The organism is Nocardia sp. NPDC006982 (genome assembly GCF_042869435.1).
Taxonomy (GTDB): Bacteria; Actinomycetota; Actinomycetes; order Mycobacteriales; family Mycobacteriaceae; genus Nocardia.
In genome coordinates, this window is record NZ_JBIAFV010000003.1 from 16287 (window position 1) to 41024 (window position 24738).

29 protein-coding genes and 1 pseudogene are annotated in these 24738 nt (G+C 65.6%); 14 read left to right on the forward strand and 16 right to left on the reverse strand.

All coding sequences use genetic code 11. The annotated features are described in order from the left end of the window. The first annotated feature begins 44 nt into the window (after window positions 1–44). Window positions 45–812: an IclR family transcriptional regulator gene (locus tag ACFYOW_RS13295; RefSeq protein WP_387287560.1), complete on the forward strand. Its 768-nt coding sequence runs from the start codon at window positions 45–47 to the stop codon at window positions 810–812. Between the two features lie 89 nt (window positions 813–901). Next, window positions 902–2314, forward strand: coding sequence for an MDR family MFS transporter (locus tag ACFYOW_RS13300; RefSeq protein WP_387287562.1), 1413 nt, complete (start codon window positions 902–904; stop codon window positions 2312–2314). A gap of 155 nt (window positions 2315–2469) precedes the next feature. On the opposite strand, the gene ACFYOW_RS13305 is transcribed toward ACFYOW_RS13300, so the two are convergent. Together ACFYOW_RS13305 and ACFYOW_RS13310 are read right to left on the reverse strand one after the other, a co-directional pair. Then, a complete protein-coding gene (locus ACFYOW_RS13305; RefSeq protein ID WP_387287564.1) occupies window positions 2470–3213 on the reverse strand; it encodes a hypothetical protein in 744 nt (247 codons plus the stop codon). Beyond that, on the reverse strand, window positions 3210–3419 hold the full coding sequence (locus ACFYOW_RS13310) for a hypothetical protein (protein ID WP_327098027.1): 210 nt from the start codon (window positions 3417–3419) through the stop codon (window positions 3210–3212). The genes ACFYOW_RS13305 and ACFYOW_RS13310 overlap by 4 nt, the downstream gene beginning before the upstream one ends. 162 nt (window positions 3420–3581) lie before the next feature. Here ACFYOW_RS13310 and ACFYOW_RS13315 point away from each other — a divergent pair, with 162 nt between their 5' ends. Further along, window positions 3582–4967: a flavin monoamine oxidase family protein gene (locus ACFYOW_RS13315; RefSeq protein WP_387287566.1), complete on the forward strand. Its 1386-nt coding sequence runs from the start codon at window positions 3582–3584 to the stop codon at window positions 4965–4967. Window positions 4968–4980: 13 nt separating this feature from the next. Here the strand turns inward: ACFYOW_RS13315 and ACFYOW_RS13320 are convergent, their stop codons facing one another. The 4 genes from ACFYOW_RS13320 to ACFYOW_RS13335 all read right to left on the reverse strand — a co-directional run bounded on the left by ACFYOW_RS13320 (window position 4981) and on the right by ACFYOW_RS13335 (window position 9100). Next, window positions 4981–5640: a class I SAM-dependent methyltransferase gene (locus ACFYOW_RS13320; RefSeq protein WP_387287568.1), complete on the reverse strand. Its 660-nt coding sequence runs from the start codon at window positions 5638–5640 to the stop codon at window positions 4981–4983. Window positions 5641–5665: 25 nt separating this feature from the next. Then, on the reverse strand, window positions 5666–6688 hold the full coding sequence (locus tag ACFYOW_RS13325; RefSeq protein ID WP_387287570.1) for an FAD-dependent oxidoreductase: 1023 nt from the start codon (window positions 6686–6688) through the stop codon (window positions 5666–5668). Between the two features lie 56 nt (window positions 6689–6744). After that, window positions 6745–8175 (reverse strand): amino acid permease, encoded by a 1431-nt coding sequence (locus ACFYOW_RS13330; RefSeq protein ID WP_387287572.1) that lies wholly within the window; start codon window positions 8173–8175, stop codon window positions 6745–6747. A gap of 97 nt (window positions 8176–8272) precedes the next feature. Then, complete coding sequence (locus ACFYOW_RS13335; RefSeq protein WP_387287574.1) at window positions 8273–9100, reverse strand: NADPH-dependent oxidoreductase; 828 nt, start codon at window positions 9098–9100, stop codon at window positions 8273–8275. Window positions 9101–9211: 111 nt separating this feature from the next. On the opposite strand from ACFYOW_RS13335, the gene ACFYOW_RS13340 reads away from it, so the two are divergent. Continuing rightward, window positions 9212–9976, forward strand: a complete 765-nt coding sequence (locus ACFYOW_RS13340; RefSeq protein ID WP_387287576.1) for a siderophore-interacting protein — start codon at window positions 9212–9214, stop codon at window positions 9974–9976. A gap of 60 nt (window positions 9977–10036) precedes the next feature. Here ACFYOW_RS13340 and ACFYOW_RS13345 read toward each other — a convergent pair whose 3' ends face one another. From ACFYOW_RS13345 to ACFYOW_RS13355, 3 genes are read right to left on the reverse strand one after another with little or no spacing between them, the layout of a single operon-like run. After that, window positions 10037–11131: an ABC transporter substrate-binding protein gene (locus ACFYOW_RS13345; protein ID WP_387287578.1), complete on the reverse strand. Its 1095-nt coding sequence runs from the start codon at window positions 11129–11131 to the stop codon at window positions 10037–10039. Further along, complete coding sequence (locus ACFYOW_RS13350) at window positions 11092–11979, reverse strand: ABC transporter permease (RefSeq protein WP_387287580.1); 888 nt, start codon at window positions 11977–11979, stop codon at window positions 11092–11094. The genes ACFYOW_RS13345 and ACFYOW_RS13350 overlap by 40 nt, the downstream gene beginning before the upstream one ends. Next, a complete protein-coding gene (locus tag ACFYOW_RS13355) occupies window positions 11969–12775 on the reverse strand; it encodes an ABC transporter ATP-binding protein (protein ID WP_040695968.1) in 807 nt (268 codons plus the stop codon). Before ACFYOW_RS13355 ends, ACFYOW_RS13350 begins: the two co-directional genes overlap by 11 nt. Window positions 12776–12922: 147 nt before the next feature. On the opposite strand from ACFYOW_RS13355, the gene ACFYOW_RS13360 reads away from it, so the two are divergent. The 3 genes from ACFYOW_RS13360 (at window position 12923) to ACFYOW_RS13370 (ending at window position 15943) form a co-directional block, all read left to right on the forward strand. Further along, window positions 12923–14623, forward strand: a complete 1701-nt coding sequence (locus ACFYOW_RS13360; protein WP_387287582.1) for an ATP-binding protein — start codon at window positions 12923–12925, stop codon at window positions 14621–14623. Next, window positions 14605–15279: a response regulator gene (locus ACFYOW_RS13365; RefSeq protein ID WP_387287585.1), complete on the forward strand. Its 675-nt coding sequence runs from the start codon at window positions 14605–14607 to the stop codon at window positions 15277–15279. The genes ACFYOW_RS13360 and ACFYOW_RS13365 overlap by 19 nt, the downstream gene beginning before the upstream one ends. A 124-nt stretch (window positions 15280–15403) precedes the next feature. After that, window positions 15404–15943, forward strand: a complete 540-nt coding sequence (locus tag ACFYOW_RS13370; RefSeq protein WP_387287587.1) for a hypothetical protein — start codon at window positions 15404–15406, stop codon at window positions 15941–15943. Window positions 15944–15946: 3 nt separating this feature from the next. Here the strand turns inward: ACFYOW_RS13370 and ACFYOW_RS13375 are convergent, their stop codons facing one another. Beyond that, on the reverse strand, window positions 15947–16582 hold the full coding sequence (locus ACFYOW_RS13375; protein ID WP_387287589.1) for a LysE family translocator: 636 nt from the start codon (window positions 16580–16582) through the stop codon (window positions 15947–15949). Between the two features lie 302 nt (window positions 16583–16884). Here ACFYOW_RS13375 and ACFYOW_RS13380 point away from each other — a divergent pair, with 302 nt between their 5' ends. From ACFYOW_RS13380 to ACFYOW_RS13390, 3 genes are all read left to right on the forward strand, one after another. After that, window positions 16885–17655, forward strand: a complete 771-nt coding sequence (locus ACFYOW_RS13380) for a phosphotransferase (protein ID WP_387288799.1) — start codon at window positions 16885–16887, stop codon at window positions 17653–17655. Between the two features lie 101 nt (window positions 17656–17756). Further along, complete coding sequence (locus ACFYOW_RS13385) at window positions 17757–17858, forward strand: hypothetical protein (RefSeq protein ID WP_387287591.1); 102 nt, start codon at window positions 17757–17759, stop codon at window positions 17856–17858. Then, window positions 17855–18070 (forward strand): hypothetical protein, encoded by a 216-nt coding sequence (locus ACFYOW_RS13390; protein ID WP_387287594.1) that lies wholly within the window; start codon window positions 17855–17857, stop codon window positions 18068–18070. The genes ACFYOW_RS13385 and ACFYOW_RS13390 overlap by 4 nt, the downstream gene beginning before the upstream one ends. Window positions 18071–18076: 6 nt before the next feature. Here the strand turns inward: ACFYOW_RS13390 and ACFYOW_RS13395 are convergent, their stop codons facing one another. After that, entirely contained in the window at window positions 18077–18967 is an 891-nt protein-coding gene (locus tag ACFYOW_RS13395; RefSeq protein WP_387287596.1) for a tellurite resistance/C4-dicarboxylate transporter family protein, read from the reverse strand. 364 nt (window positions 18968–19331) lie between these two features. On the opposite strand from ACFYOW_RS13395, the gene ACFYOW_RS13400 reads away from it, so the two are divergent. After that, window positions 19332–19586: a hypothetical protein gene (locus ACFYOW_RS13400; RefSeq protein WP_387287598.1), complete on the forward strand. Its 255-nt coding sequence runs from the start codon at window positions 19332–19334 to the stop codon at window positions 19584–19586. Window positions 19587–19773: 187 nt separating this feature from the next. Here the strand turns inward: ACFYOW_RS13400 and ACFYOW_RS13405 are convergent, their stop codons facing one another. After that, on the reverse strand, window positions 19774–20211 hold the full coding sequence (locus ACFYOW_RS13405) for a MarR family winged helix-turn-helix transcriptional regulator (protein ID WP_387287600.1): 438 nt from the start codon (window positions 20209–20211) through the stop codon (window positions 19774–19776). Next, entirely contained in the window at window positions 20204–20638 is a 435-nt protein-coding gene (locus ACFYOW_RS13410; protein ID WP_387287602.1) for an SRPBCC family protein, read from the reverse strand. The genes ACFYOW_RS13405 and ACFYOW_RS13410 overlap by 8 nt, the downstream gene beginning before the upstream one ends. 91 nt (window positions 20639–20729) lie before the next feature. Between ACFYOW_RS13410 and ACFYOW_RS13415 the strand changes: the two genes are divergently transcribed. Beyond that, window positions 20730–21776 (forward strand): Gfo/Idh/MocA family oxidoreductase, encoded by a 1047-nt coding sequence (locus ACFYOW_RS13415; protein WP_387287604.1) that lies wholly within the window; start codon window positions 20730–20732, stop codon window positions 21774–21776. Between the two features lie 51 nt (window positions 21777–21827). Next, window positions 21828–22628, forward strand: coding sequence for a M50 family metallopeptidase (locus tag ACFYOW_RS13420; RefSeq protein WP_387287606.1), 801 nt, complete (start codon window positions 21828–21830; stop codon window positions 22626–22628). Window positions 22629–22645: 17 nt separating this feature from the next. Here the strand turns inward: ACFYOW_RS13420 and ACFYOW_RS13425 are convergent. Continuing rightward, window positions 22646–23239 (reverse strand): annotated as a pseudogene (locus ACFYOW_RS13425) (phosphatase PAP2 family protein); the annotation flags it as partial. A gap of 94 nt (window positions 23240–23333) precedes the next feature. Between ACFYOW_RS13425 and ACFYOW_RS13430 the strand changes: the two are divergent. Next, window positions 23334–23555, forward strand: a complete 222-nt coding sequence (locus tag ACFYOW_RS13430; RefSeq protein WP_387287608.1) for a hypothetical protein — start codon at window positions 23334–23336, stop codon at window positions 23553–23555. A gap of 1 nt (window position 23556) precedes the next feature. On the opposite strand, the gene ACFYOW_RS13435 is transcribed toward ACFYOW_RS13430, so the two are convergent. Then, on the reverse strand, window positions 23557–24060 hold the full coding sequence (locus tag ACFYOW_RS13435; RefSeq protein WP_387288801.1) for a gluconokinase: 504 nt from the start codon (window positions 24058–24060) through the stop codon (window positions 23557–23559). Window positions 24061–24098: 38 nt separating this feature from the next. Continuing rightward, a complete protein-coding gene (locus ACFYOW_RS13440) occupies window positions 24099–24551 on the reverse strand; it encodes an RDD family protein (protein ID WP_387287610.1) in 453 nt (150 codons plus the stop codon). Window positions 24552–24738 lie beyond the last annotated feature (187 nt).

Here is a 24738-nt window from a genome sequence, read left to right on the forward strand (position 1 = left end):
AATAGCGGAAAGCTGAAACCGATCCGCTGTGTTAGCGTCGCAGCGTGGAACCTTCCGGCGTGCAGACCGTCGCCCGAGCCCTCTCGGTCCTGGATTGTTTCCGTGGCGGCGAGGAGCGCGGCGTTTCGGAGGTGGCCCGGCAGCAGGGGCTCGCCGTCAGCACCACCCATCGCCTGCTCTCGGCCCTGGTGCAAGCGGGTTTCCTGGAGAAGAACGCCGAATCCAGCAGATACCGGATGGGCCGAGCGCTCGCCGAATACGGTCAGATCGCCTATCGCCAGCACCGCATCTACCTGGCCGAACCGTATTTGGAGCAACTGGCGAACACCACCGGAGCCAGCGCGTCGGTGGCGACCCGACACGATATCCACGCCGTACTGCTCGACACCAGCCGCTGGCGTGAAACCGACGGCCATGCCCTGCAGGGCGTGCGGCTGCCGTTGCACGCAAGCGCACTCGGCAAGGCCCTGCTGGCCTGGTCACCGACCTCCGATGACGAATTGCGCGGACTCCCCTACGAAGAAGGCACCGAACGGTCGGTGTCCGGCCCGGACGAACTGCGCCGCGAACTCACCACAACCCGCGAGCGCGGCTACGCCTACAACGACGAGGAACTCGATCCCGGCTTCCGCACCATCGGCCTGCCCATCCTCGACGAGTCGGCCCGCGAACAGGGCGGCAGCTGCCGCTTTGCCCTCGGATTGCGCGGCCCGACCACGCTGATGATTCCCGAGCGGGTTCCGTTCTTCGTCGAGTTGGCGAAGGTGACGGCGCAGGAGATAGCGGACAGGTTCGCCGCCGCATCCGGGTGAGTCGTGCCGAAATAATTCCGTGCGGGAATAGCTGTGGCCGGGATACGTTGCTTCGGGGTGGTCAGTGAAGCGAAGGAAGGGGCTGGTCGGTGGCAACCGAGACAGTGGAGTCGTCTATCGGTCTGCGATCCGATCGAGGTGCGATCCTTGCTTCGCTGATGCTCGCGACGGGGCTGGTCGCGCTGGATTCCACCATTATCGCTACCGCGGTGCTGACCATCACCGACAGCCTCGGCGGCTTCTCGCAATTCCCGTGGTTGTTCTCGATTTACCTACTGACACAAGCGGTTACGGTTCCGGTGTACGGCAAGGTTGCCGATACGGTCGGGCGCAAGCCGGTAATCCTGTTCGGCATCGCGGTTTTCGCGCTCGGCTCACTGCTCTGCGGTGTAGCGACGAGTATGTTGGGGCTGATCATCTTCCGCGCCGTGCAGGGTATCGGCGCGGGCGCCATCATGCCGATGACCATGACAATCGCCGGCGATCTCTACACCCTGACCGAACGCGCCAAGGTACAGGGCTATCTGGCCAGCGTGTGGGCCATCTCGGCGGTGGTCGGGCCACTGCTGGGCGGACTGTTCGCCGAATACGTCAGCTGGCGCTGGATCTTCCTGATCAATATCCCGCTGTCCGCACTGGCCGCGTGGATGCTGGTGCGCAACTTCCAGGAGAGCACGGTACGGCGCAAACAGCGCGTCGACTATCTCGGTGCGGCACTGCTCACCATCGGCGCGGGGGCGCTGATTCTCGGATTGCTCGAGGGTGGACAGGCCTGGGACTGGTCGTCGCCCACCGGTATCGGCATCTTCGTGGGCAGCGCACTCGTGCTGGTGCTGTTCGGTCTGGTGGAGCGGCGGGCCGCGAATCCGATTCTGCCACTGTGGGTTTTCACGCGACGGGTCATTATCGCCAGCAGTCTGGTCTCGGTGCTGGTAGGCGCGATCCTGCTCGGCATGACCTCGTATGTACCGACTTTCACCCAGGGGGTGCTCGGCACCGGGGCGCTGATCGCCGGTCTCACCGTCGGTGCGCTAACCCTCGGCTGGCCGCTGGCCGCATCCCAGGCCGGAAAGGTATACCTGCGCATCGGTTTTCGCGCGACCGCGCTGATCGGCAGCACTCTGGCCACGCTCGGTGCCGCCACCACCCTGCTGATCGATGAGAATTCCACGCTGATCCAGATCGCCGCTTCGTGTTTCGTGATCGGCACCGGCATGGGCCTTGTCGCCACCCCCACCCTGATCGCGGCGCAGACGACGGCGGAGTGGGCCGAGCGCGGCGTGGTCACCTCGGCGAATATGTTCGCCAGGTCATTGGGCAGTGCGGTCGGTGTCGCGATATTCGGCGCGATCGTGAACTCGCGCGTCGGCGACACCGACCATCCGGCTCCGGCATTGTTGTCCTCGGCGGTGCATCTGGTTTTCCTCGCGGTCGCCGCGATGGCCTTGGTCATGGTGATCGCATCCGCGATGATGCCGCGCCGGGGCGCGAACGCCGCCTAGGGACAGCGAACCCGTCCACTTCCACGACATGGCCTGCAAACGATACCCGCGCGGTCGTCGTCTGTGCCGTATGCCGTCAGGAACTCGATCCGCGCGATGTGGAGGAGGCGCGGCTGCCCCGCCCGACAATCGGCGGTGACCGGTCAGATCCGTCATTACCAAGCAGAACGCCGATCGGCGATTTCGGTCAGCGCGCGATCACGCTGCTCGACGGGCAACTCTTCGGCGGCGGCGCGGACCACTTCGATCGCGGATTCGGAGAGCACGTCCAGCGTGCCGCGATACTCCGGCCATAGATCGTATTCGGCTGTGGCCCATAGCATTTCGATGAGCTTATCCCGAGAAGCGAGGTTGACGAAGCGTTTCAGCTGTGCGGCATCGTCGACGAGGTGGGCCGAGCGGACGAGTGCGATGCCATCGAGTGCGGATTCGGTGGCGCGGGCCGCGGTATCGGAGATCGCAGCGACCAGATCGCCGAGTGTGATCCAATCTTCGCGTGCCGCAAGCTCTTTGCCGACGGCGACAATGGTCGCCTTGGGCAGACCACCGATAATGGCCGCGGAATGGCGTGGATCGAGTCGTGCGGCGATTTCGGCAAGGAAGTCGACCGGCAGGCGTTTGGCGACATCCACCGCATGCGACGGATCGAGCACGCCCGACATCCGGGCCGCGAGCAGTGCACCGCGGCTGCGCGCCACCATTTTCGCGGTGATCGGCGTCGGAATCACTTTAGACGCCTGGGCGACCCGCCGCAGTCCGGCCTCCTGCCCGGCCACGAACAGATCCGTGACCTGACGGCGGAATTCCCGCAGATCCGCATCGGGTACGTCGGCGAGGTAGGCGAGCTGCTCGACCGGAACCCCTAGTGTCCGTGCAAGTTTCAGCAATTGCGCTGTCACAGCCCGGCCGCCTTCTTGACCGGGCCACGCAGGAAGCGCGGCAGAAAGTCGAGCATGCCGAAGGCCGCGGCCTTCAACTCGTTCGCCTCCCGCCATCGGGCATCGACGATCGCCTGCGCGAGTTCGGCTTGCCGCTCCGGGCTCAGCGCGGCAATGCCCGGGGGTAGGTCATCGGTTATGAGTTCCGCCAGCGTCTGCTCTGTCATGGTTGCCTCCGTCGGGCGCATCGGGTTCATGATCACGTGGGGCGATTTGCGGCTGGATGCAGGGAAACGGTGCTGTTCGGGGTCAATGACGGGGTCATGTGCCCTAACGTCGGAGCATACGACCGAGTCGTCCGATCGGTCACAGGTGGATCGGTAGTCGCCATGGGTGTCGAGCGCACGGTGGATATCGCGGTGATCGGCGGCGGACTCGCCGGATTGACGGCGGCCCGTCAGTTGCGTCGCGCCGGATTCGATGCGCTTGTCGTCGAGGCGCGGGATCGGGTAGGTGGTCGCACACTGAACCACCCGATCGGGAGCGGCAAGATCGTCGAGGTCGGTGGGCAGTGGGTAGGTCCCGGGCAGGACCGGGTACTGGCCCTGATCGACGAATTGGGGCTGGAGACGTTTCCCACTTACACCACCGGTCGGCATCTGTTCGAACATCGCGGGAAGCTGCGATGCTATCGCGGTCGGATTCCGTTGATCGCCTCCGCCGCCCTGCTGGATGCCTATATCGGTCTGCAGCGGTTGGATCGGATGTCCCGCCTGGTACCAGCGGACGCCCCTTGGTCCGCGGCGCGGGCGAGGCAGTGGGACGCCGAGACCGTCGAGTCGTGGATGCGACGCAATCTGTATTCGGAGATCGCGCGCCGGGCCATCACGATGGTCTGCAAGGCGGTGTGGGCCGCCGATCCGGCCGACGTGTCACTGCTGCATCTGCTGGCCTATCTCAATGCCGGTGGCGGTGTGGATTCGATGATCGAAACCGAAGGTGGCGCGCAGCAAACCCGCATCGTGGGCGGTTCGCAACGAATCTCGATGGCGCTGGCGGAGCAGTTGGGCGAGCACGTGCTGCTGAATACGCCGGTGCGCAGGATCGAGCAGACCCAGGGTTCCGTCGTCGTGCACGGCGATGACACCCGGATTCTGGCCCGCCGCGTGATCGTGGCGATGAGCCCGGCACTGGCAGGTCGGCTGGTGTACTCCCCTGCGCTGCCCGCCGATCGTGACCAGCTCACTCAGCGCATGCCGAACGGCTCGGTCATCAAGACCATGGCTGTATACGACACACCCTTCTGGCGTGCCGATGGGCTGTCCGGACAGGTCACCGCGGCCACCGGACCTGTGAAGGTCACCTTCGACAACTCCCCGCCGGACGGGAACCCCGGCGTGCTGCTCGCCTTCCTGGAAGGCGGTGATGCCCGGCGACTCGGCCGCTACCCCGCCGAGGAACGGCGCGATATCGTGATCGCCAGCCTCACAAGGTTTTTCGGCCCGGCAGCGGCCGCCCCCATCGACTATATCGAGAAGGACTGGTCCGCCGACGAATGGACCCGCGGCTGCTACGGAGCATTCATGCCGCCCAACACCTGGACCGAATACGGCCCGGCCCTACGCGCACCTATCGGCCGAATCCATTGGGCCGGAGCCGAAACCGCGACAGTGTGGATGGGTTACATGGACGGGGCGATCCGCTCGGGTGAACGAGCCGCCGCCGAGATCAGCGCGTTGGTCGCCGGGGACCGGAAGCCCACGGCGATCATCTGAACCTCGGTGCGGCTTATCCCCCAGCCGATCGGGTGAATTCGGCCCGCCACCGTTGCGTCTCGTGATTCGCTTCGATATCCACTGACCGAAGTCCCTCGGCCGCAAACGAATCGATTTCCGACCGGATCAGCGGCCACGGCGGTCCGTTGACCTCCGCACCCTCCGCCCGGATTCCGGCGATCACGACCAACTGCCCACCTGGTGCCACTGCCCGCCGGATATTGGCGATCGCGGTATCGCGCACCGACACCGGCATCGACTGCACCGTGATCGACTCGACGACGAGATCGAACGCATCCCGCCACACGCTGGGCGGATCCAGCAGATCGGCCACCACATACTCCACGGCTGACTTCGGAAACCGTTCGCGCACTTCGGCAATCGCGGTCGGCGAAATATCGAAGGCGGTGGTCGCGAAACCGAGCCGAGCGATGTACTCCGCGTCCTGCCCATACCCGCAGCCGATCACCAATGCCCGACGCCCGGCACCGTCCACCGCGCGCCGCTCGGCCCACTGGACCACCATCGGATTGGGCTGATCGCGATCCCAGGGCACAATCGCCGCCCCGGCGGCCGCCTCCGCGTACAGTCGCTCGAACCACCCGGTCGGATCGTCGTGCGCGAGCGACTCAGCGGCCAACCTGCTGGCATCGGCATCTCGATTCACAGCCATCCAGCCAGTCTGGCACGGGCCGATATCAGAAGCGGCCGCGTCGGAACGCCTCTGCGACCTCCGCCCGCTCGATGAGGATCTGACGGCGGCGGTTCGCCATGATCTCGGCTATCGAGGTCTTCGCGACAAGGGCACGGTAGAGGGCGACGGCGTCTTCGATCGCATCGCGGGCGCCGACACCCGCGGCGGGACTGATGGCATGATCGGCGTCGCCACAAAGGATTACGTCGTCTCGGGGCGGGCGGGGATTGGTCAACGGCACGTTGCGAGCATTACTGACATGCACCGTCTCGGTGATCGAGAGTAGCGAGTCGATCAGTCCCGGGATGGCAGGCAGCGCGGCATGGATCTGCGCCGCCCAGGCCTCGACGGGGTGGAAACCGTTGTCCGCCACCGGGATCGGCGGGCGGCGGATTCTGGCGAACCACACCGCCGTCTCCTCGTTCCACAGGTGCCCGAAGGCGTCGGTCGGCCGAGCGTTGCCGGTGCGATGGAAGTGCAATACCGATTCTTCGGTGGGCAGGGTGATCGGAGTCGTGGTGATCCCGTAGATGACGACCTGACCCGCATAGACAGCGGGCCGGGCGGGTTCAAGGCGGGCGCGCACGAGCGAGTCGATACCGTCCGCGGCGATCACCGGCCCGTCCGGTGTCACTGATTCGCTTACGAGCGTTAGCGTTCCGCTCTCGATGTCCAGATCGGTCACCGGACGGTCGTAGTGGAACTCCGCGGCTGTGGTGTGGGCGAAGTCGGTGAGCACTCGTAGCAGATCCGGGCGGAGGTAGAGCCGCCGACCGTCACCGGGCTGGGCACGATACCCGGTGAGGTCATGCAAGCCGAGCGCGCGCACCTCACACGAGGCGGCGGATAGGTCGTCGCGGTCGATCCCGAGTTCTCCCAGCGCCGCATGCGCCCGGCTGTCGAGGGTGAGGAACGCACCGGCGTCGACCGTAGGCCGCCGCTCGTACACGGTGGCCGGAAGTCCCTCGCGCGCAAGGGCTCCGGCGAGCACAGTGCCCGTGATACCACCGCCGATGATCGTGACCATGTGCCTCCTCATGCCGCTGCGGAGCGGTGCGCTTCCCACCCGCCGGCTGCCGTCCCCTACGCCACTGGTTCGGTTACCGCGCCGTCCTTGCCGAGCTTGGTCATCGCCAGATAGCCGCCGCAGACCAGCACACCCCAGACCGCACCGACGACAATCGCGGTGCGCCCGCTCTCGGTCCAGAACAGCAGGACGACAACCAACCCCAGGAAGGCCAGCGCCAGCCAGGTGGTGATCGGTGCGCCGGGCAGGCGGTAATCGCTCGCGGGCAGTTCACCACGGCCGACCTTGGCGCGATAGATCAAGTGACACACCAAGATTACGCCCCAGACGAAGATGATGCCGATGGTGCTGACCGAGGTGATGTAGTTGAACGCCTTGTCCGGCGAGATCACATTGACGATCACCCCGATGACCATCGCGGCCGCCGAAGCGGTGATGCCGACATACGGCACCGCACGCGAACTGAGCTTGTTCAGCCCCGCGGGCGCTTCCCCGTGCAACGACAGGGTGCGCAGCATGCGGCCGGTGGAGTAGATGCCCGAATTGCACGACGACAGCGCCGCGGTGAGCAGCACGAAATTGATGATGCCCGCGGCACCTGGAATGCCGATCTGCTGGAACACCTCGACAAAGGGGCTCTTACCCGCGTGGAAGTTGCGCCAACCGGCCACCGACATGATCACCAGGAGCGCGCCCACATAGAACAGGCCGATGCGGAACGGCAGGGTGTTGATCGCCTTGCGCAGCGTCGTGCGCGGATCCCGCGCCTCGCCCGCGGTCACACCGACCAGTTCGACGCCGACGTAGGCGAACAGCACGATCTGCAGCACCAGCAGCGACTGTCCGAAACCGTTCGGGAACACGCCGCCATCGGCCCACAGATTGGTGACCGTCGGGTCGGCGGCATGGCCGAAGCCGATCGTCAGCACGCCGATGCCGATGAGGATCATCGCGACGATCGCGGTGACCTTGATGGCGGAGAACCAGAACTCGCCCTCACCGAACAGCCGCACCGAGATCAGGTTGGCGCAGAACATGACCGCCAACACCACCAGCGCGGTGAGCCACGGCGCGATATCGAACCAGTACTGCACATACTTCCCGGCGACAGTGATCTCGGCCATACAAGTGGCCACCCACACCGCCCAGTACGACCACCCGGTGACGAATCCCGCGAAGCGCCCGAGGAATTCGTGCGCGTACTCGGCGAAGCTGCCCGAGATCGGCCGGTAGGTCAGCAACTCCCCGAGCGCCCGCATGATCACGAAGATCGCCAGACCCGCCGCGAGATACGCCAGGATCAGCCCCGGCCCGGCCTGCTCGATCGCACCGCCCGCACCATAGAAAAGACCCGTACCGATCGCACCACCGATCGCGATCATCTGAATGGTCCGCGGGCTCAGCCCCCGGGCGTACCCCTCTTCACCGGATACGGCCGGGTCGGTGGGCGCCGAATCAGCTTGGAGCTGACGGTCGGAGGCTGTCATGGAGCTTGCGGTCCTTCCTCTGGAGCTCGAGAGCGATCAGCCCGTCACGCTACCGGCCGCACCACCGGACCGCCGCACGGCCCGAATCACACCGGGATCAGTGCAGGCGGAAGCCGTGATTCACCAGGGACTCGCGGAGCCGGTGGCGGCCGTTGAGGCTGGCGGCGGAGGCCAGGCGGGCCAGGACGCGCTCGGTCCAGGAGTGCGAGAGTCGCTGTTCGGCGTAGAACTCGGCGATGCGGTCTTCGTAGGCCGCGACATGGGTGCGTTGGGTGGGGAGATCGTAGGTTTCGTGGTGGAGGACGGCCGGTTGCGGGAGACGCGGTTTGACGCGGGCGTCTTCGCTCGGATCCGGGTGTCCGACAACGAGTCCGAAGACCGCGAAGACCTGTTCGGGCAGTTTCAGTTCCGCCGCAACCTGTTCCGGGTTGTTGCGGATCGCGCCGATATACACCGTGCCGAGGCCGAGGGATTCCGCGGCGACGACCGCGTTCTGCGCGGCCAGGGCGGCATCGATGAAGCCGACATAGCTCGATTCGAGATAGTCGGCTCCGGCCAGTGGCGCGGCGTGGTCCTCGGCCAGTTGGCGCAGCCGGGCGAAATCGGCGGTGAAGACCAGCAGCACCGGCGCCTGTTCGATATGTGCCTGCCCGCCGGCCAGCGCGGCCAAGCGGGCCTTGCGCGCCCGATCGCGGACGGCGATGACGCTCCACACCTGCAGATTGGAGGAGGTCGGGGCGGACTGGGCCGCCGAGATGAGCAATCGCAGGGTGTCGTCGGAGACCGGATCGGCGAGGTAGCGGCGCACCGAGCGGTGCTCGTGCAGTACCTGCAGCACCGGATTCCACTCGGCGGGCGCGGTCGGATTCGGATCCCGATAGCGCTGCTGGACGGCGTGGGCGGGGCTCGGCACGGTCTGCGTCATGCCGATCATCCTGTGACATCTACGGCGCGCTCGTCTGCGGTAACCCTCAGCATGAACCGAACCGGGTACGGTTGGTAAGGCAAGCCTAATTAGCAATTAGTGGAGGTTACCTTGGCACGACCCCGCACCACCCTGACGGTGCAGCGCACCGAGCGGCTGACCCCGCATCTGATCCGGGTGTATTTCGGTGGCCCCGGATTCGCCGCGTTTCGACCGAGCGAGTTCACCGACTCGTATGTGAAGTTCATTTACCCGCGCGACGGCATCGACGTGCTGCGAACCTACACCGTGCGCTCGGTCGATCCGGATCCCGGTGAGCTGGCAGTGGACTTCGTCTACCACGGCGACGAGGGCATTGCCGGTCCGTGGGCCGCTTCGGTGCAGCCGGGCGACACCATCGACTGCTTCGGACCGGGCGGAGCCTATGCGCCGCGTGCCGATGCCGACTGGCACCTGCTCGCAGGCGACGAGGCGGCGCTGCCCGCGATCGCGGCCGCACTGGAGGCGATGTCCACCGATGCGGTCGGGCAGGCCTTCGTCGAGGTCGGCGGACCCGATGACGAACTGAAACTGGACAAGCCCACCGGCATCGAACTGACCTGGCTGCATCGCGGCGCACGCGAGCCGGGCGATGCGCTGGCCGAAGCCGTGCGCGTGGCGACGTGGCGCGAGGGCAAGGTGCAGGTCTTCATTCACGGCGAGGCCCGCGCCGTCATGCAGGACCTGCGCCGCTACGTCCGTCGCGAACGTGGCGTCTCCGCCGAATGGGCGAACTCGATCTCCGGCTATTGGCGGCGCGGCCGCACCGAGGAGGGCTTCCGCGAATGGAAGGCCGAATTCAAAGCCCAGGACACCGAGGATGCGCCGAACAGGTGAACGGCCGAAATCCCATGACGACCGGATGTTCGCCGGTCGCCATGGGATTTCGTGGTGTCGCTACTGCTGATTCGCGCGCAGCGCCTCCTGCACGAACTGGGTCGTGTAGGTCTTCGACAGATCGATGCGGTCCTTGACGGGCGCCACATTCTTCGAGTATTTGCCGAGCACGTTCAGCACATTCTCGGCGCCTTCGGATTTCATCAGGCCGGTGCCGTTGAACATGCCGATCGAGTCGCGGATGGACTGGACGTAGAGGTCGCGGCCCGCACTCGCGTATTGCGAGGGCATCTTGGCGGCGATCTCCTCGGCGGTGTGCGTCTTGATCCACTGCAGCGTCTGCACGAAGGCGGTCGCGATCTTCTGCACGATATCCGGATGCGCGTCGACGGTGTCGCAGCGCATGTAGAGCGACGATGCCGGATACAGCCCGCCCAATGCCGCCCGGGTGCCTTCCTCGGTCCGCATATCCACCAGAATCTTCGCGTCACCGGAGTTCACCATGGTGGCGACCGTCGGATCGGTGGTCATACCCGCATCGATGCCGTTGTGGTTCATCCCCGCGATAAAGGTCTGTCCCGCACCGACTTTCACGCGCGTGTAGTCGGCGGTGGTCATACCGACCTGTCCGGTGAGCGCCTGGGTGAGGAAGTCGGTCGAGGAGCCGAGCGAGGTCACACCGAGGTTCTTGCCGCGCAGATCCGCCAGCGAATTGATACCAGCAGCATCCGCCTTGGACACGAGTTCCACTTCGCCTGGCACATCGGCGAATTGGACCACCGAGGTCAGGCACTGTTCCTTGGCCTGCAGGTCGATGGTGTGGTCGTAGAAGCCGACCACGGCCTGCACATCGCCGGTCAGCAGCGCGGTTTCGGCACTAGCGCCGGACTGCTCGCCGAGCAGTTTGACGTCGATATCGTTCTTCTCGAAGAAACCTAGCTTCTCGGTGAGCATGGCGGGCAGGTAGATCACCTTCTCCAGACCGCCGACCATAATGGTGATCTGGGGCCGGCCGTCGGCCATCGGAATGGTTCGGGAATCCCGGCAACCGGTCGCCAGCAGCAGTGCCGCGATGACTCCGACAATGATCGTCAGATGTTTGACGTACCGCATGATCAGATCCCGTGATTCGAAGTCGCCTGCGACGGACGCCATTTCAGCAATCGGCCCTCCGCCGCACTGATCGCCCATTCGGCCAGCAGCGCGATGACGGTGATGATGATCATGCCCGCGTAAATACCTGCCGAATCGAAGGTGCCCTGGGCGTTGCTGATCAGCAGACCCAAACCCTTGCTCGCACCGGCGTATTCACCGACGACCGCACCGATCAGCGCGAACCCGAAGGCGGTGTGCAGGCTGGACAGGATCCAGGTGGTCGCGCTGGGCAATACGATCGAGCTCAGCACCTGACGCTTGCTCGCACCGAGAATGCGGGCGTTATTGATGACATTGCCGTCGACCTCACGCGCACCGGTGAAGGCGTTGAAGAATACGGCGAAGAACACCAGCACCACGACCGTCGCGACCTTCGAGCTGAGCCCGAGACCGAACCAGATGATGAACAGCGACGCCAGCACGATACGCGGAACGGCGTTGAGCGCCTTGATGAACGGCGCGAGCACCTCAGCCCAGTAGCGGCTGCGGCCGAGCAGCGTGCCGAGTACGACACCGGCCACCGCGCCGATGACGAAGCCGAGCACCGCCTCCTGCACGGTGGTGTACATCTGCAACCAGATCGAGCCGAATTGCGTTCCTTCGGTGAACCATTCGACCAGGCGGTCCCAGATCAGCGAGGGCTTGGAATAGAAGAACGGGTCGATCCACAGCGTGGCGGTGAGCTCCCATGCGCCCAGCCACACCGCGATCAGGGCGATCCGCAGGCCCCAGGTGCGCAGCCGGTTGCGCCGGAGGTTGGTCCGCACGCGCGCGAGAATCTGCTCCTCGGTTTCGATTTCGACCTCGGGTGCGGACTTCGCCACATCTTCGAGCACGTTATGCGACACGGGAGGCTCCCTTGCCTCGGGCTGCCTCGACCTGATCGCGCAGCGTTTCCCAAATTTCCTTGTAGATATCCCGGAATTCGTTGGTGAGCCGGACCTCTTCGACATCGCGCGGACGTTCCAGCGAGACCGGGAAGTTGCCGCAGACCGTCGCTGGGCTGGCGGTCATGACGACGACCCGGTCGGCGAGTACGATCGCCTCTTCCAGATCGTGGGTCACGAAGATGACGGCCGCGCCGGTGCCCGCCCACACCCGCAGCAGTTCGTCCTGCATCAGCTGCCTGGTCTGCACGTCCAGCGCGCTGAACGGCTCGTCCATCAGCAGGATCTCGGGATCGTTGACCAGGGTCTGCGCCAGTGCGACGCGCTTGCGCATACCGCCGGAGAGCTGATGCGGATAGTAGCTCTCGAATCCGGCGAGACCGACCTTGCGCACCCAGCCGCGGGCCTGTTCACGCGCTTCGGCCTTGGACTTGCCGCGCAGGCGCGGGCCGAGGGCGACGTTGTCGATCACGCTCTTCCACGGCAGCACCGCGTCCTGCTGGAACATGTAGCCGATGCCATCGGGGATGCCGTGGACATCCTTGCCGCGCACCAGCGTCCGCCCGGCCGAGGCCGGCTCCAGCCCGGAGACCAACGACAGCGTCGTCGACTTTCCGCAGCCCGTCGGGCCGACCACGGCGACGAATTCGCCGGGTTGCACCGCGAGATCGAGATTGCGGACGGCAGTGTGGATTCCGCCGCCGGTGCCGGGGAAGCGCTTCGTCGCGCTCCGCAGCTCGATGAGTGGTTCGGTCATTTTTCTTGCTCCTAGCGGATCAGGTAGAGCGAACCTACGTGGGCCGGGTCACACTTCGAGGCTTGTGCGCACAACCGGCGCAAACGAGGCGATTCGAAGGTTGTGCGCATTCTGCTCACGCCCGTCTGCGTGGTTTATGCTGCGGAAATGGCCAACGACGGCGGAACACCGCGGCGCGCGACCGGACACTTCCGGTTGCGCACCCAGGTGCTGCTGCTGCAGATCGTGATCGTCTCGGTGACCCTCGCCGCGGCCTTCGCGGTATTCGGCTATGTCAGCAGCCAACGGCTCAACGATCAGTACGGGCAGCGTGCGCTGGCCATCGCGCGCAGCATCGCGGCCGAACCGGTGGTGCGCGAGGAGGTCGCCCGGTACGCACCGGGCACTGTGACGCCCGAGTTGCGGGCGCAACTCACCGCGGGACCGCTGGAGCGGATAGCCATCGATACGACGCAGCGCACGGGCGCGCTGTTCGTGGTGATCACCGACGATGCCGGAATCCGATTGGCACATCCGGACGAGGCGCGACTGACCGAACATGTGAGCACGGATCCGTCGGAGGCGCTGGCGGGCAGGGAGGTGATCGTCAAGGAGCGCGGTACGCTCGGACCTTCCGTGCGTGCGAAAGTTCCCGTGGTGGAAGCTGGTTCGGATCGAATTGTCGGTGCGGTGAGCGTCGGTATCTCGACCACCGCGATTCGCGGGCAGTTGCTCTCCGATCTGCGCACCGCGGCGCTGTTCATCGCCGCTGCACTACTGATCGGCGTCGCGGGTTCGGCATTGCTGGCGTGGCGATGGCGCGGACTGACCCTGGGACTCGAACCCGCCGAACTGGCCGAACTCGTCCAAGGTCAGGCGGCGGTGCTGCACGGCATCGGCCGCGGTGTGCTTGCCGTCGACTCCGCTTGGCGCACAACGTTCGTCAATGACGAGGCACGACGGCTGCTCGGGATCAGCGCCGAGATCGGCAGTCCGGTCGACGAGATCGGTTTGACGCCACGGGTGCTGGAGGTTTTCCGTGCGCTCGACGAACAGCCGACACCCGCCACCATCGGGTCGCATATCGTGGTGGTCGCGGCCCGGCCGGTCACCCGCGACGGACGCAATCTCGGCGCCGTGCTCACGGTGCGCGATCGCACCGATGTCGAGGCATTGACCCGCCAACTCGATGCGGTGCAATCGATGAGTACCGTCCTGCGCGCCCAGCGCCACGAGTTCTCCAACAAGATGCACCTGCTCAGCGGACTGCTGCACGGCGGGCGCACCGAGGAGGCGTCACATGTCATCGATGAGTTGATCGGTGCGGGCCCGCTCGGTGCGGCGACGCCCGGCATCGATGCGATCCACGACGCGTATCTGCAGGCCTTCCTCGCGGCCAAGGCGGCGCATTCGCGCGAGAGCGGCGTCGAACTCGTACTCGGCCCGAATACCTGGGTGGACGGCAATCTGGCCGAACCCGTCGATGTCACGACCGTGCTCGGCAATCTGCTCGACAATGCGATCGAGGCGGCACGCGTCGCCGACAATCCGATGAAACAGGTGGAAGTCGAACTGGTGCAGGAGGATTCGACGCTGCACATCGCGGTCGCGGACAGCGGTGATGGTGTCGCACCCGAGATGATCGACACCATGTTCACCGAGGGCACCTCCACCCGCGAAGATCACGGTGTGCCGGGCGGGCGCGGCGTCGGCCTCGCGCTGATCCGCCAGATCGCCCGCGCGCACGGCGGCGATGTCCGGCTCGCGAGCGCGCGCGGTGGTGCGCCGCCGCTCACCGGCGCCGAATTCATCGCCCGAATCCCCGGAGTACTGGTAGACAGCGAGATGCCATGGCCGCAACAGATCTGACCGTGCTGGTGGTGGACGACGACTTCCGCGTGGCCAATCTGCACGCCGGGATAGTCGAATCCATCGCGGGTTTCACCGTCGCGGGCACCGCCCACACACTGGCCGCCGCGCGAGAACTCTACGCCGCCAATGCGATCGACCTGGCGCTGGTCGATGTATACCTGCCGGATGGTTCCGGCATCGACCTGGTGCGCGAATTGCACTGCGACGCCATGGTGTTGACCGCAGCCACCGAAAGCGCCACCGTGCGAGCCGCATTCACCGCGGGCGCACTCGCATACTTGGTGAAACCCTTTCCACACACCATGCTCGCGGCCCGCCTCGCCGGATACGCACGCTACCGCCGTACCCTCGCCGCACCCCAGATCGATAACACGAGCATCGAAGCCGCACTCCAAGCGCTGCGCCCGACCTCGACGCCCACCGCGACTACCGTTATCGCGTCCCCCACCAAAGACCTCGTCCTGCACACCATCCTCGAGGCCACCGCACCGCTGTCGGCGGCCGAGGTGGCCACGGCCATCGGCATCTCCCGCGCCACCGCTCAACGCTATCTCGCGACCCTGGTTGCCGCGGGCACGGTCCAGATGCGTCTGCGCTATGGCACGACCGGCCGCCCCGAACAGGAATACACCGCCGTATCACGCCGCCGCTGAATACCCCTGTCGATCTCGACCGAAATCGGAGACACTAGCATTAGGCGTGCCTAACCTTAACTAGGTTGGGTGAGTTGTGTGAGTGAGGATCGATGATGCAGGGCCGCGACTTGGAGCGGCGCCGATGACGGCGCTGGTGGGCGGGGTGCAAACCCGGCGCGATTTCGCAATCCGGTCGGTTGCCACCTGCGCCGCGCTCGCGACGGCGATCTGGCTGTCGACCCGATTGCATTGCCCGCCGGCGCTGCACCATGCGGCGTTGCTCATCCATCTGGCCTCGCTGGTCCTGGGCTTCGGCGCGGTGCTCGCGGTGGACTATTTCGCCGTGGCCTGGGTCCTGCGCCGCACAACCCTGCGCGAAATGCTGACCGTTGCCGACCGCCTCCAACTGCCCATCTGGCTGGGCGTCATCGGCCTGGTCGCCAGCGGTGTACTCCTCGAACCGAATATCGCCAACCACACCACCCAGACCAAAATGGCGCTGGTCGTCGTCCTGACGCTGAACGGTCTACAAGCATCCGCCTTCACCGACCGAGTCGCGGCCCGCAGCGGGATCCTCGATCGACCACTGATCGCCCGCGGCGCACTAACCCTGCTCATCTCCCAGGCATGCTGGTGGGGTGCGCTGTGGATCGGTTTCTGGAACACCACCAACCACGCATAATCCTCAGTTGGTACCGCCCAGCGCGACGCTCGCACCGACGCCGATGATCATCAATCCGCCGGTGGCGCCGACGGATTCGAGGCGGCGCGGTGAGCGGACGAACCATGATCGCGCGGCACCCGCGATCATGGCCCACGTTCCATCGGAAAGTATCTGGATACCGAGCCCGACCGAACCGAGCGTCAACAACTGCAAGGGCAATGCACCCGTAGCCGGGTCGGCGAACTGCGGCAGGACAGCGGCGAAGAACACGATGGTCTTCGGATTCGTCGCGCCGACGATCACACCTTGCCGGAACATCCGCCGCGGATTCGCATCCGATGCGTGCGACTGCAGCGCACCCGCGAGACTCTTCCGCTCCCGAATCGCCATGACGCCCAGGTAGATCAGATAACCCGCACCCACCACCTTGACGATCGTCAGCAGCACAGCCGACACCGCGAGCACCACACCCAACCCCAGCGCAACGGCAATCAGCGGAACCGCGGACCCCACCGTCGCCCCCAACACCGAAAGCAAGGCCGTGCGCCGACCGTGTGCCAAGGCCCGTCCGATCGCGAAAAGCACATTCGGGCCGGGAATTACGATGATGATCAGTGCGGCGACGGCGAAAGCGGCCAAGTGGGAGGCGGGCACCATTCGTCGGAGCCTACCGTTTGGACACGGTCCAGTGTCCGCGTCGCAGAACCCGATCAGTCCACGCACGGTCATCGGAGAATGGACATCGTGAATTCGGTTCCGCGGCAAGGCCAATTGCCGCTCCAACGCGCTGGGCATAGCGCAAGCGGCTGGTCGAGGTCGGATCAGGCTCGACGCCGGCGTGCGCGTGTTCGACGACGGTCAAATTGCGCGGACAGTTGGCCTTCAATCGCTTGAACTCCGTGCTCTTGATATGCACAGCCCGAGCTGCGACGATCATACGTTGCTCTAACGTCGGAGTCGTGGAGTTCTCTGAAGGGTGGGACAGCTTCGCCGCTCTGGTCGATGGTTGCTGGGTCGAGCGCCGACCGCGCCGTCCAGAGGTTGCCGACCAACTCCGACGCGAAACCCAGCTGATGCCTTGGCTGGCGCCGCTACTGCCGCTGCAGGTGCCGATCCCCTGGGTGGTGCGGGAAACGCCGCTCGTCGTGCGTCACGCTCTCGTGCCAGGTCAGGCGATTGTGGCGCCTGATGTCGGGCACGGTCTCGCGATTGGAGAGTTTCTCCGCGCACTGCACCGCAGTTCCGCGACCGAAGCGGTCCGACATGGGTTGGCGCCGGCGGCGGAAACCAGGAACAGTCGGGTAGCGATGATCAGCCGTTTCCGGGCCGATGTCATGCCGTTGATCCCATTCTCCCAACGAGATTCAGCGTCGGCGGTCCTCGACGCCACGCGGGAATTCCCCGCAGATACGGTCGTCCACGGCGACCTCGGACCTGAGCATGTGTTGGTAGCAGGAGGTCGCATTGCCGGGGTGATCGACTTCGGCGACGTCCATCTCGGCGATGCCGCGAACGACCTGGCTTGGCCACTGCATGGTGCACCGACAGATTTTGCAGACGCTGTTGCCGTCGCGTATGGCGTCACCGGCGACCTCCGTCGACGCGCACTGGTCTGGCATCAACTCGGGCCGTGGCATGAAGTGACCCACGGCTTGGACATTGGTGATGCTGCCGTTTTGCAAAGAGGTTGGACAGGTGTGCTCGAGAGGCTGAAGCTCTCCGCTGGATGATGGGCCGTCGATGCGGCAAGTCGGGCGATGCCACCGAATTCGACGGCTAAGACGATCGGTTCGACTCGGCCGTCAGCAGTGCGCTATTCCATTGTCTGGCCGTGGAGCAGCGCCGTGATCATGTCGCCGCACTGCATCGGGTTATGCGTCCGGGTGGTCGGCTGATCCGATCTGTTTTGCCGATAAGGGACACAGCGAATTGAATGCGCCGTTTCGGATCGGCGAGGACGAGTTGCGCGCCGCGTTCGTAGTTCCGGATTGGTCGCTGAATACGCTGCGCATCGACCGGATGGTGACGAGCATGCCGCCGCGACCGGTGCGCGATATGTTGGCCGAGCGGGGCGTCGAGCTCGAAATCGATGAGTCCGGAGCGCTCCTGCTGCCGATGTGGGTGCTGGAGGCCCAGCGAATCTGACGCCGGTTACGCGGACCGACCCGATTCGAATGTCGTTCGGTCCGCGAGCAATACGGCGAAAGTGAGCGCCCATGCGCCCACCGCAACCACAAGCAGCAGGTCACCGAGCGCGCGCAGTGCAGGCAGGTCGGTGGCCGTACTGGTGGTCAGCGTCGCGACCGCGGTCATGCCGAGCGGGAAAACCGTGGCCCAGCGCCGGATGTCGTACTCGGGCCGCGGGCGGATCACCTCGGCGACCATCAGGATTGTGTAGCCGAAGAGGTTGAGGACGAGGACGATCAGCGCGACCACCTCGAGCAGCCGATGCACGGCCCCGGTCCACTGGTGTGCGCCAACAAGTTTGGCGGCCGCCAGCGTCGAAATCGCCAGCGCACCGGTGGCGGCCCATTGATCGCCCGCACCGATCCACACCTGCCGAATATCGAAATGAGCGAAGGTCGCGAGATATAGCAGCACACCGATACAGAACAATGCCAACGCCACCCAGGCGAGCCAGTCACCGACGTCGGCCAGCGCCAGTGTCCCCGCCAGCACCGCGAGGCCCTCGGTAGAAACACAAACCAGGAATGCCCCGCCCGCCATCCGCCGATTCCAATGCCGCAGCACCGCGAGCAATAGTCCGGGCCAGATCGCCGCGGCAAGCACCAATAGTGCGCACGCCGCAATCTGCCAGCCCGACAGCGATAACCGGGTGCCGAGCACCGTTGTCGCCGCGACCCCGGTCAATGCGGGCGGGGTATCGGCCTCGGCGTCCCATTGCGAACGATGCCACAGCAGTCGCGTGCCGAAGTCGATCGCGAGCAGCAGCCAGACCGCCGCCGCGAGTGCGAATATCAGCCACGAGACGACTTCGAATCCGGTGAGATGCAACCCCACCGACACGATTCCGGTTGCCATGACGAACGACCCCGCCACCGGCGGTTGATCCTGCCACCATCGCTGTGCCACCCCGATATCACATCTCGAAATGCGATCTTGGTCAAGCAACTCGATAGCAAGCTATTTCGGCGAGGCGGCTGTGGAATACGGCGCAATTGGGTTTCGACGGAGCCGGATAGTCGTGCACACCGTCCGAGGTAGGTGGCAAGATCTACGACCGAATCGGATGCGCTGTTGTTGCAGACCCGCAAATTCTTTGACCGCGAGCGGCTGACGCCGGACCGGCACACCATGCAATATGTCGGTGGCCCCGAAGGCAACGCCTTCTACAGCGACCGCTGGAGCCACGATGAGGTCGTGTACTCGACACACCAGGTGATCTGTGCCGGATCCTGCTACTGGAAGGTGTGCGTCATGGGACGGAATCATCACCGGGGAGACCGCGACCGACTATCCCTCGGTTCGTCCCGAATACGAGCCGCGCGGTGCCGCGTTGTCCTGGTGCACCTATTCGCCGAACCGAGTCGGCTATCCCTATACCCGGGCGTGCTCCTACGAATGTATCGAGAAGCATCGCAACGGTGATCCGGTCACCGCATGGGCCGAAATCCAGGCCGATCCAATACTGCGCCGGTAGTATCAGCAAGCCAAGGGCAAAGGCGGTCTGACGCAAGCGAATTGGGATGAGGACTGCCTGGACTATCCGGAAGCCGAGTTCCAGAAGCGAATATCGTTGCCGGCCCGCTGCGCCCGTTCCTCGACCGCGCCGCGATGTCGCCCTCGGAATCGGCCGAACACTACAGAGGCTACGGCTGGCTGTCGCGTCATATCCCAATACGTTGCGCGGCAATCGATTTGAGACCGTCGCGGAGGGAGTCGCTATCGAGGCCGAAGAATTGTTCGTCGGTGTCCACAACGATGCGGATGGCGCGGCGGGCCAGGGTGCGGCCTTCCGAGGTGACTTCGATGCGGAGGATTCGGGCGTCGTCGGGGTCGGGGCGGCGGGTCAGGAGAGTGCGGTCTTCCAGGACGCGGATTACGCGGGAGCCCATCATGCGGTCGGCGCCTGCCATGTCGACTACCTGCTGTTGGGTCGGTGGTTCGCCCTGCCTGCCGAGCCAACCGGCCGAGGCGAGCAGGTTGAATTGGGTCAGGGTGAGGCCGAGGGGGCGCAGGTTGCGTTCGACGGTGGCGCGCCACTCCAGCGCGGCGTGATGCAGCCAGAAGCCCGGACTCATCAGCGGGCCTTGTGGTTCAGCCACGTTCGACCCCGAGTCGCCGTGCCTCGAGTTCCAGCGCCGCGATGGTCAGCTGCATATCGGTGCGAATGCCACGCTCCCAGATCAGCCGGAAGATCGGCCGGAACGGGCCGTGCACCTCCATTCGCTTCGCGACACGCACGGTTCCGTCGCCGAGCGGTTCGTAGGTGTAGTGACCGCGGATCTTGCCGAACGGAATCCCGGCCTCACTTGTCCACGAACGTCCCGGATCGACGGCGGTGATGGTGAACGGACCAGCCGGTGCGCCTTTGGGTTTCACCCAGCCCGTGGTTCCCGGCGCGAAAGGCCCATCGATCCGAGCCTTCTCCTCGTGCGGATCCCAGGTCGGCCAGTTGGCCACGTCGGTAGCGGCCCGCCAGATCTCCTCGATCTCTCCGGAAATAACAGCTTCTTCATGGATCACGTACATCGGAACACTCCCCGGTCCGCATTGGTTGTTGTTGCGACAACAGTATCTGTTGTCGCAACAACAAGTCAAGAGGTCCGGTAGCGTCGCAACGATGAGCCTGCAGGTCGCCATTGTCGGGTACGGATTGGCCGGGTCGGTGTTCCATGCACCGCTGATCGCCGCGCAGCCGCGGATGCGGGTGGCGGCGGTGGTTACGGGGTCATCCGAGCGGGCGGAGCAGGCGCGGCGCGAGCATCCCGGGGTGCGGGTGTTGGCGAGTGCGGATGAATTATTTGCCGATGTCGCGGGCATCGATCTGGTGGTTATCGCGACGCCGAATCGAACGCATGCGCCGCTGGCTCGGGAGGCATTGAACGCCGGGCTGCCGGTGGTCGTCGACAAGCCGTTCGCAGTGAACGTGACCGAGGGCGAGGATCTGATCGCGCGGGCCGAGCAAGCCGGTCTGGCGCTATCGGTGTTCCAGAACCGGCGCTGGGACGGCGACTTCCTGACGGTTCGGCAACTGATCGCGGATGGACGTCTCGGCGAAGTGCGCCGTTTCGAGTCCCGGTTCGAGCGGTGGCGTCCGGTGCCGAAGGGCGGCTGGCGCGAGGTCGGTTCCGCCGACGACGGCGCCGGATTACTGTTCGACCTCGGCAGTCACCTGATCGACCAGGCGGTCACACTGTTCGGTCCCGTGCGCTCGGTGTACGGCGAGCTGGACCGGCGGCGGCCGAAGATCCAGACCGATGACGACGCGTTCGTCGCACTCACCCACACCTCGGGTGTGCGATCGCACCTCTGGATGAGCGCGGTAACTCCGCAGCTGGGACCCCGATTCAGGGTGCTCGGTTCCGAAGCCGGTTACCTCACTTACGGATTGGATCCGCAGGAGAACGCACTGCGGTCGGGCCATCGCCCCGGTGACGATCCTTGGGGCACAGTCGAACCCGAGCGGTGGGGAACGGTCGGCGCGGAGCCCGACGTCGAACCGGTCCCCACACTAGCGGGCGACTACCCGGCGTTCTACAACGCGATGGCCGCCGCACTCCTGGACGGCGCACCCGTTCCGGTCGACCCCCGCGACGCCGTCACCACCTTGCGATTGCTCGAAGCCGCCCGCAGATCGGCGGATCTCGGCGAGCTCGTCACCACCTGACCGGCTCCCGACGACTCAGCGAAGCTCGCCGCGGCCGGATAAGGTGCGGCGGTGCAAACAGCGGAATTCGTCGAGCGCGGCGCCTCCATCGCGGACCGGCTCACCACAACCCAGGCCGCGCCACCATGGTGGTTGGTCATCGCGACAGCAGTCGCGGCCCTGATTCTGGTCGGATACAGCCCGCTGTGGCGGATCACCCGCAATGTGGTCACCATCGCGCACGAGGGCGGCCACGCGCTCACCGCGCTGCTCACCGGCCGCAGGCTCAACAGCATCACGCTGCACTCCGACACCTCCGGTCTGACCGTATCGAGCGGAAAACCCTACGGCCTCGGCATGATTCTGACCGCGATGGCGGGCTATCCCTCGCCGCCGCTGCTCGGTCTCGGCTTCGCCGCACTGCTCGGCGCGAACCGGATCACCCTCATGCTCTGGACCGCGATCGCTTTGCTCGCCGCCGTCCTGATCAAGGTGCGCAATGTCTACGGACTGCTGACGGTATTCGGGTTGGGCGCCATCGTCTTCGCGGTGTCCTGGTTCGGAACCGATACGATCCAGGCCGGTTTCGCGTATCTCGGCGCGTGGTTCCTACTGCTCGCGGGCACCCGGCCGGTGATCGAATTGCAGCGCGGGCGAGTCCGCCGCTGGAATATGCCGCAGGGCGCGGACTCCGACGCCGATCAACTCGCCCGGCTCACTCACATTCCCGCGCTGCTGTGGGTGTTCGTCTTCGGCGCGATCGCGGTGGCCGCACTGGTCGGCGGGGCGCTGCTACTGTCCGAGGCCGCGGGTGTCTGTATTCCCAATGTCTCCGGCGGAGAGTGCACCACACCGGCCCTGCCTGCCAGATAGGCCCGGTACGCCGCCAGACACAGCGCGAGCCACAGCGCGCCGATACACCAGCCGCCGAGCACATCGGTCGGCCAGTGCACGCCCAGATACCAGCGGGAAAGACCAACGGCCACAACAAATACGGCAGCGACGGTCACCGCGATGCGGCGAGCGGCCGGGCGGTGCAGTCGCGTAAGCACCACCGCGGCAAGGAGTCCGATCACCACAATCGATCCGAGACTGTGTCCGGACGGAAATGCCTGATTGGTCTCGGTGACGAGGCGATCCGCCTCGGGCGGGCGAGTACGCCCGACCAGATGTTTGCCGACCACGACGAGCACGCCCGCGCCCGCGGTCGCGACACCGGCCAGCACCGCCTCCGGCCACCGCCGACGCCAGGCCAGCACGAGACACAGGACCACCGCCAGCGCCGTCATCGCCGGCGTGCCGCCCAAGTCGCTGACCCCGATCGCAACCGGCGTGACCAGCCCGTCGCGCCGCTGGATCACCCAATCGGTCCCCGGCTGATCTATCGCGGTAATGCCGTCGCGTCCGAGCACGCTGCCGGTAATGACGAAGACCATCGCGGTCAGCACCGCGATGCTCCGTACCGGTAGCGGGCGATTTGTCATACCTCCACGATGCCAGATTCGCAGCTGTGAGGTTGCTGAGTGTCCGGCCGTGGATCTACCGGATATCCCGATCCGATGTCGTAGGGTGTTGGCCGTGAATCGATGGCCGGACCACGCCAGCACCGGACCGGACGAGCACTCGCCAGTGGCCGAGTTGGCTCGCGCCCTGATCGACGCGATGTGCGATACCGTCGCGGGCTGGCTGCATCCGATCGCGGGTGCAGCGACGGTCCCGCTGCTGCTGCTCACCCCACTGCTCATTCTCGGCGTGGCCTGGCTGGCGACCCGGGTCGTGCGGCGACGCACGGACACCTGAGTCAGCTCGACTCCCAGGCGGTTACCGCCTCGCGGACCAACTCGGCGGGATCCGCGGTCGCGTCCACGGTGATGCCGAATTCATCCGAGGCCAATGGTTGCAACGCGGTGAGCTGCGAGTCGAGCAACGTCGCGGGCATGAAATGGCCACGGCGCGTCTCCATCCGGCGAGCCAGTTCCGCGCGCGATGCGGACAGATGAACGAAGAACGCCTCGGGTGCGGCCGCACGCAATCGATCGCGATAGCTGCGCTTGAGCGCCGAGCAGCTGACCACCCCGCCGCGCTCGCGCCGCTCCCCCAGCCACGCCGCCACGATATCGAGCCACGGCGCGCGATCGGCATCCGTCAGTGGCACACCGGCCGCCATCTTCTCGATATTCGAAGCCGGATGGAAATCGTCACCCTCGGCGTATTCGACCTGCAGCGTCTCGGCAAGCAGTGCACCGACCGTGGACTTTCCGCATCCGGAAACGCCCATCACGACGACAACCGGCCGATATGTCATGCCTGCACTCACCACGCCGACCCTATCGGTAGCCCGCGCTACGCCGCCGCGAGGATGAAAGTCTCGGCAACCTTGTCATGCCAGCCCCGCCGGGCGACATGATCGAAATGCGGCGACACCGCACACAGCACTCCCCAGATAACACACAGGGTGCTCTGAAGCACGAGAGTGGCCCAGCGGATCAAGGCCGCCGCGAAGCCGATACCCTCCTCCGGCGCGTCGGCGGTGTCGATCCGCGCGACGCGAATGCCGAGCGCCTTCTTCCCGAAGCTCGCGCCCTGGGTCGCGGTCAAGCCGACGTCATAAGCGATGCTTGCGAGCAAGCCGAGTGCAACGACCAGCAGTGCGGCGCCCACGCCGAATCCGGAATCGGTCTCGGCGGGGAATTCGTTCGACGAGTCGGTGCTCGCGACCACGGCCGCGGCAACAACACCGATCGGTATGCCGACGATGACGGTATCGATGAGCCGCGTGCCCAGCCGGGTCCCCATGCCCGCGAGCCGATACCGACCAAAGGGGATTATGAGGTAGGCAGTACTGGATGTACTCGAGGTTCCCCTCCGTATGTGGTTGCCGACGACCGCGGGAACAGGAGTCGCACCCGCCGAACTCCCCTCCACATGGTCCGGCTGGCGTGATTCCTGTTCCCGCTCGACGACCGGACGTTATTCGGCGGCG

What these genes read in the sequence shown, in the direction of transcription:
- ACFYOW_RS13310 (WP_327098027.1), bottom strand. Translation starts at nt 3,419, where the DNA reads ATGACAGAGCAGACGCTGGCGGAACTCATAACCGATGACCTACCCCCG.
- ACFYOW_RS13315 (WP_387287566.1), top strand. Translation starts at nt 3,582, where the DNA reads ATGGGTGTCGAGCGCACGGTGGATATCGCGGTGATCGGCGGCGGACTC.
- ACFYOW_RS13320 (WP_387287568.1), bottom strand. Translation starts at nt 5,640, where the DNA reads ATGGCTGTGAATCGAGATGCCGATGCCAGCAGGTTGGCCGCTGAGTCG.
- ACFYOW_RS13325 (WP_387287570.1), bottom strand. Translation starts at nt 6,688, where the DNA reads ATGGTCACGATCATCGGCGGTGGTATCACGGGCACTGTGCTCGCCGGA.
- ACFYOW_RS13330 (WP_387287572.1), bottom strand. Translation starts at nt 8,175, where the DNA reads ATGACAGCCTCCGACCGTCAGCTCCAAGCTGATTCGGCGCCCACCGAC.
- ACFYOW_RS13335 (WP_387287574.1), bottom strand. Translation starts at nt 9,100, where the DNA reads ATGACGCAGACCGTGCCGAGCCCCGCCCACGCCGTCCAGCAGCGCTAT.
- ACFYOW_RS13345 (WP_387287578.1), bottom strand. Translation starts at nt 11,131, where the DNA reads ATGGCGTCCGTCGCAGGCGACTTCGAATCACGGGATCTGATCATGCGG.
- ACFYOW_RS13355 (WP_040695968.1), bottom strand. Translation starts at nt 12,775, where the DNA reads ATGACCGAACCACTCATCGAGCTGCGGAGCGCGACGAAGCGCTTCCCC.
- ACFYOW_RS13360 (WP_387287582.1), top strand. Translation starts at nt 12,923, where the DNA reads ATGGCCAACGACGGCGGAACACCGCGGCGCGCGACCGGACACTTCCGG.
- ACFYOW_RS13365 (WP_387287585.1), top strand. Translation starts at nt 14,605, where the DNA reads ATGGCCGCAACAGATCTGACCGTGCTGGTGGTGGACGACGACTTCCGC.
- ACFYOW_RS13370 (WP_387287587.1), top strand. Translation starts at nt 15,404, where the DNA reads ATGACGGCGCTGGTGGGCGGGGTGCAAACCCGGCGCGATTTCGCAATC.
- ACFYOW_RS13375 (WP_387287589.1), bottom strand. Translation starts at nt 16,582, where the DNA reads ATGGTGCCCGCCTCCCACTTGGCCGCTTTCGCCGTCGCCGCACTGATC.
- ACFYOW_RS13395 (WP_387287596.1), bottom strand. Translation starts at nt 18,967, where the DNA reads ATGGCAACCGGAATCGTGTCGGTGGGGTTGCATCTCACCGGATTCGAA.
- ACFYOW_RS13410 (WP_387287602.1), bottom strand. Translation starts at nt 20,638, where the DNA reads ATGTACGTGATCCATGAAGAAGCTGTTATTTCCGGAGAGATCGAGGAG.
- ACFYOW_RS13415 (WP_387287604.1), top strand. Translation starts at nt 20,730, where the DNA reads ATGAGCCTGCAGGTCGCCATTGTCGGGTACGGATTGGCCGGGTCGGTG.
- ACFYOW_RS13435 (WP_387288801.1), bottom strand. Translation starts at nt 24,060, where the DNA reads ATGACATATCGGCCGGTTGTCGTCGTGATGGGCGTTTCCGGATGCGGA.
- ACFYOW_RS13440 (WP_387287610.1), bottom strand. Translation starts at nt 24,551, where the DNA reads ATGGGGACCCGGCTGGGCACGCGGCTCATCGATACCGTCATCGTCGGC.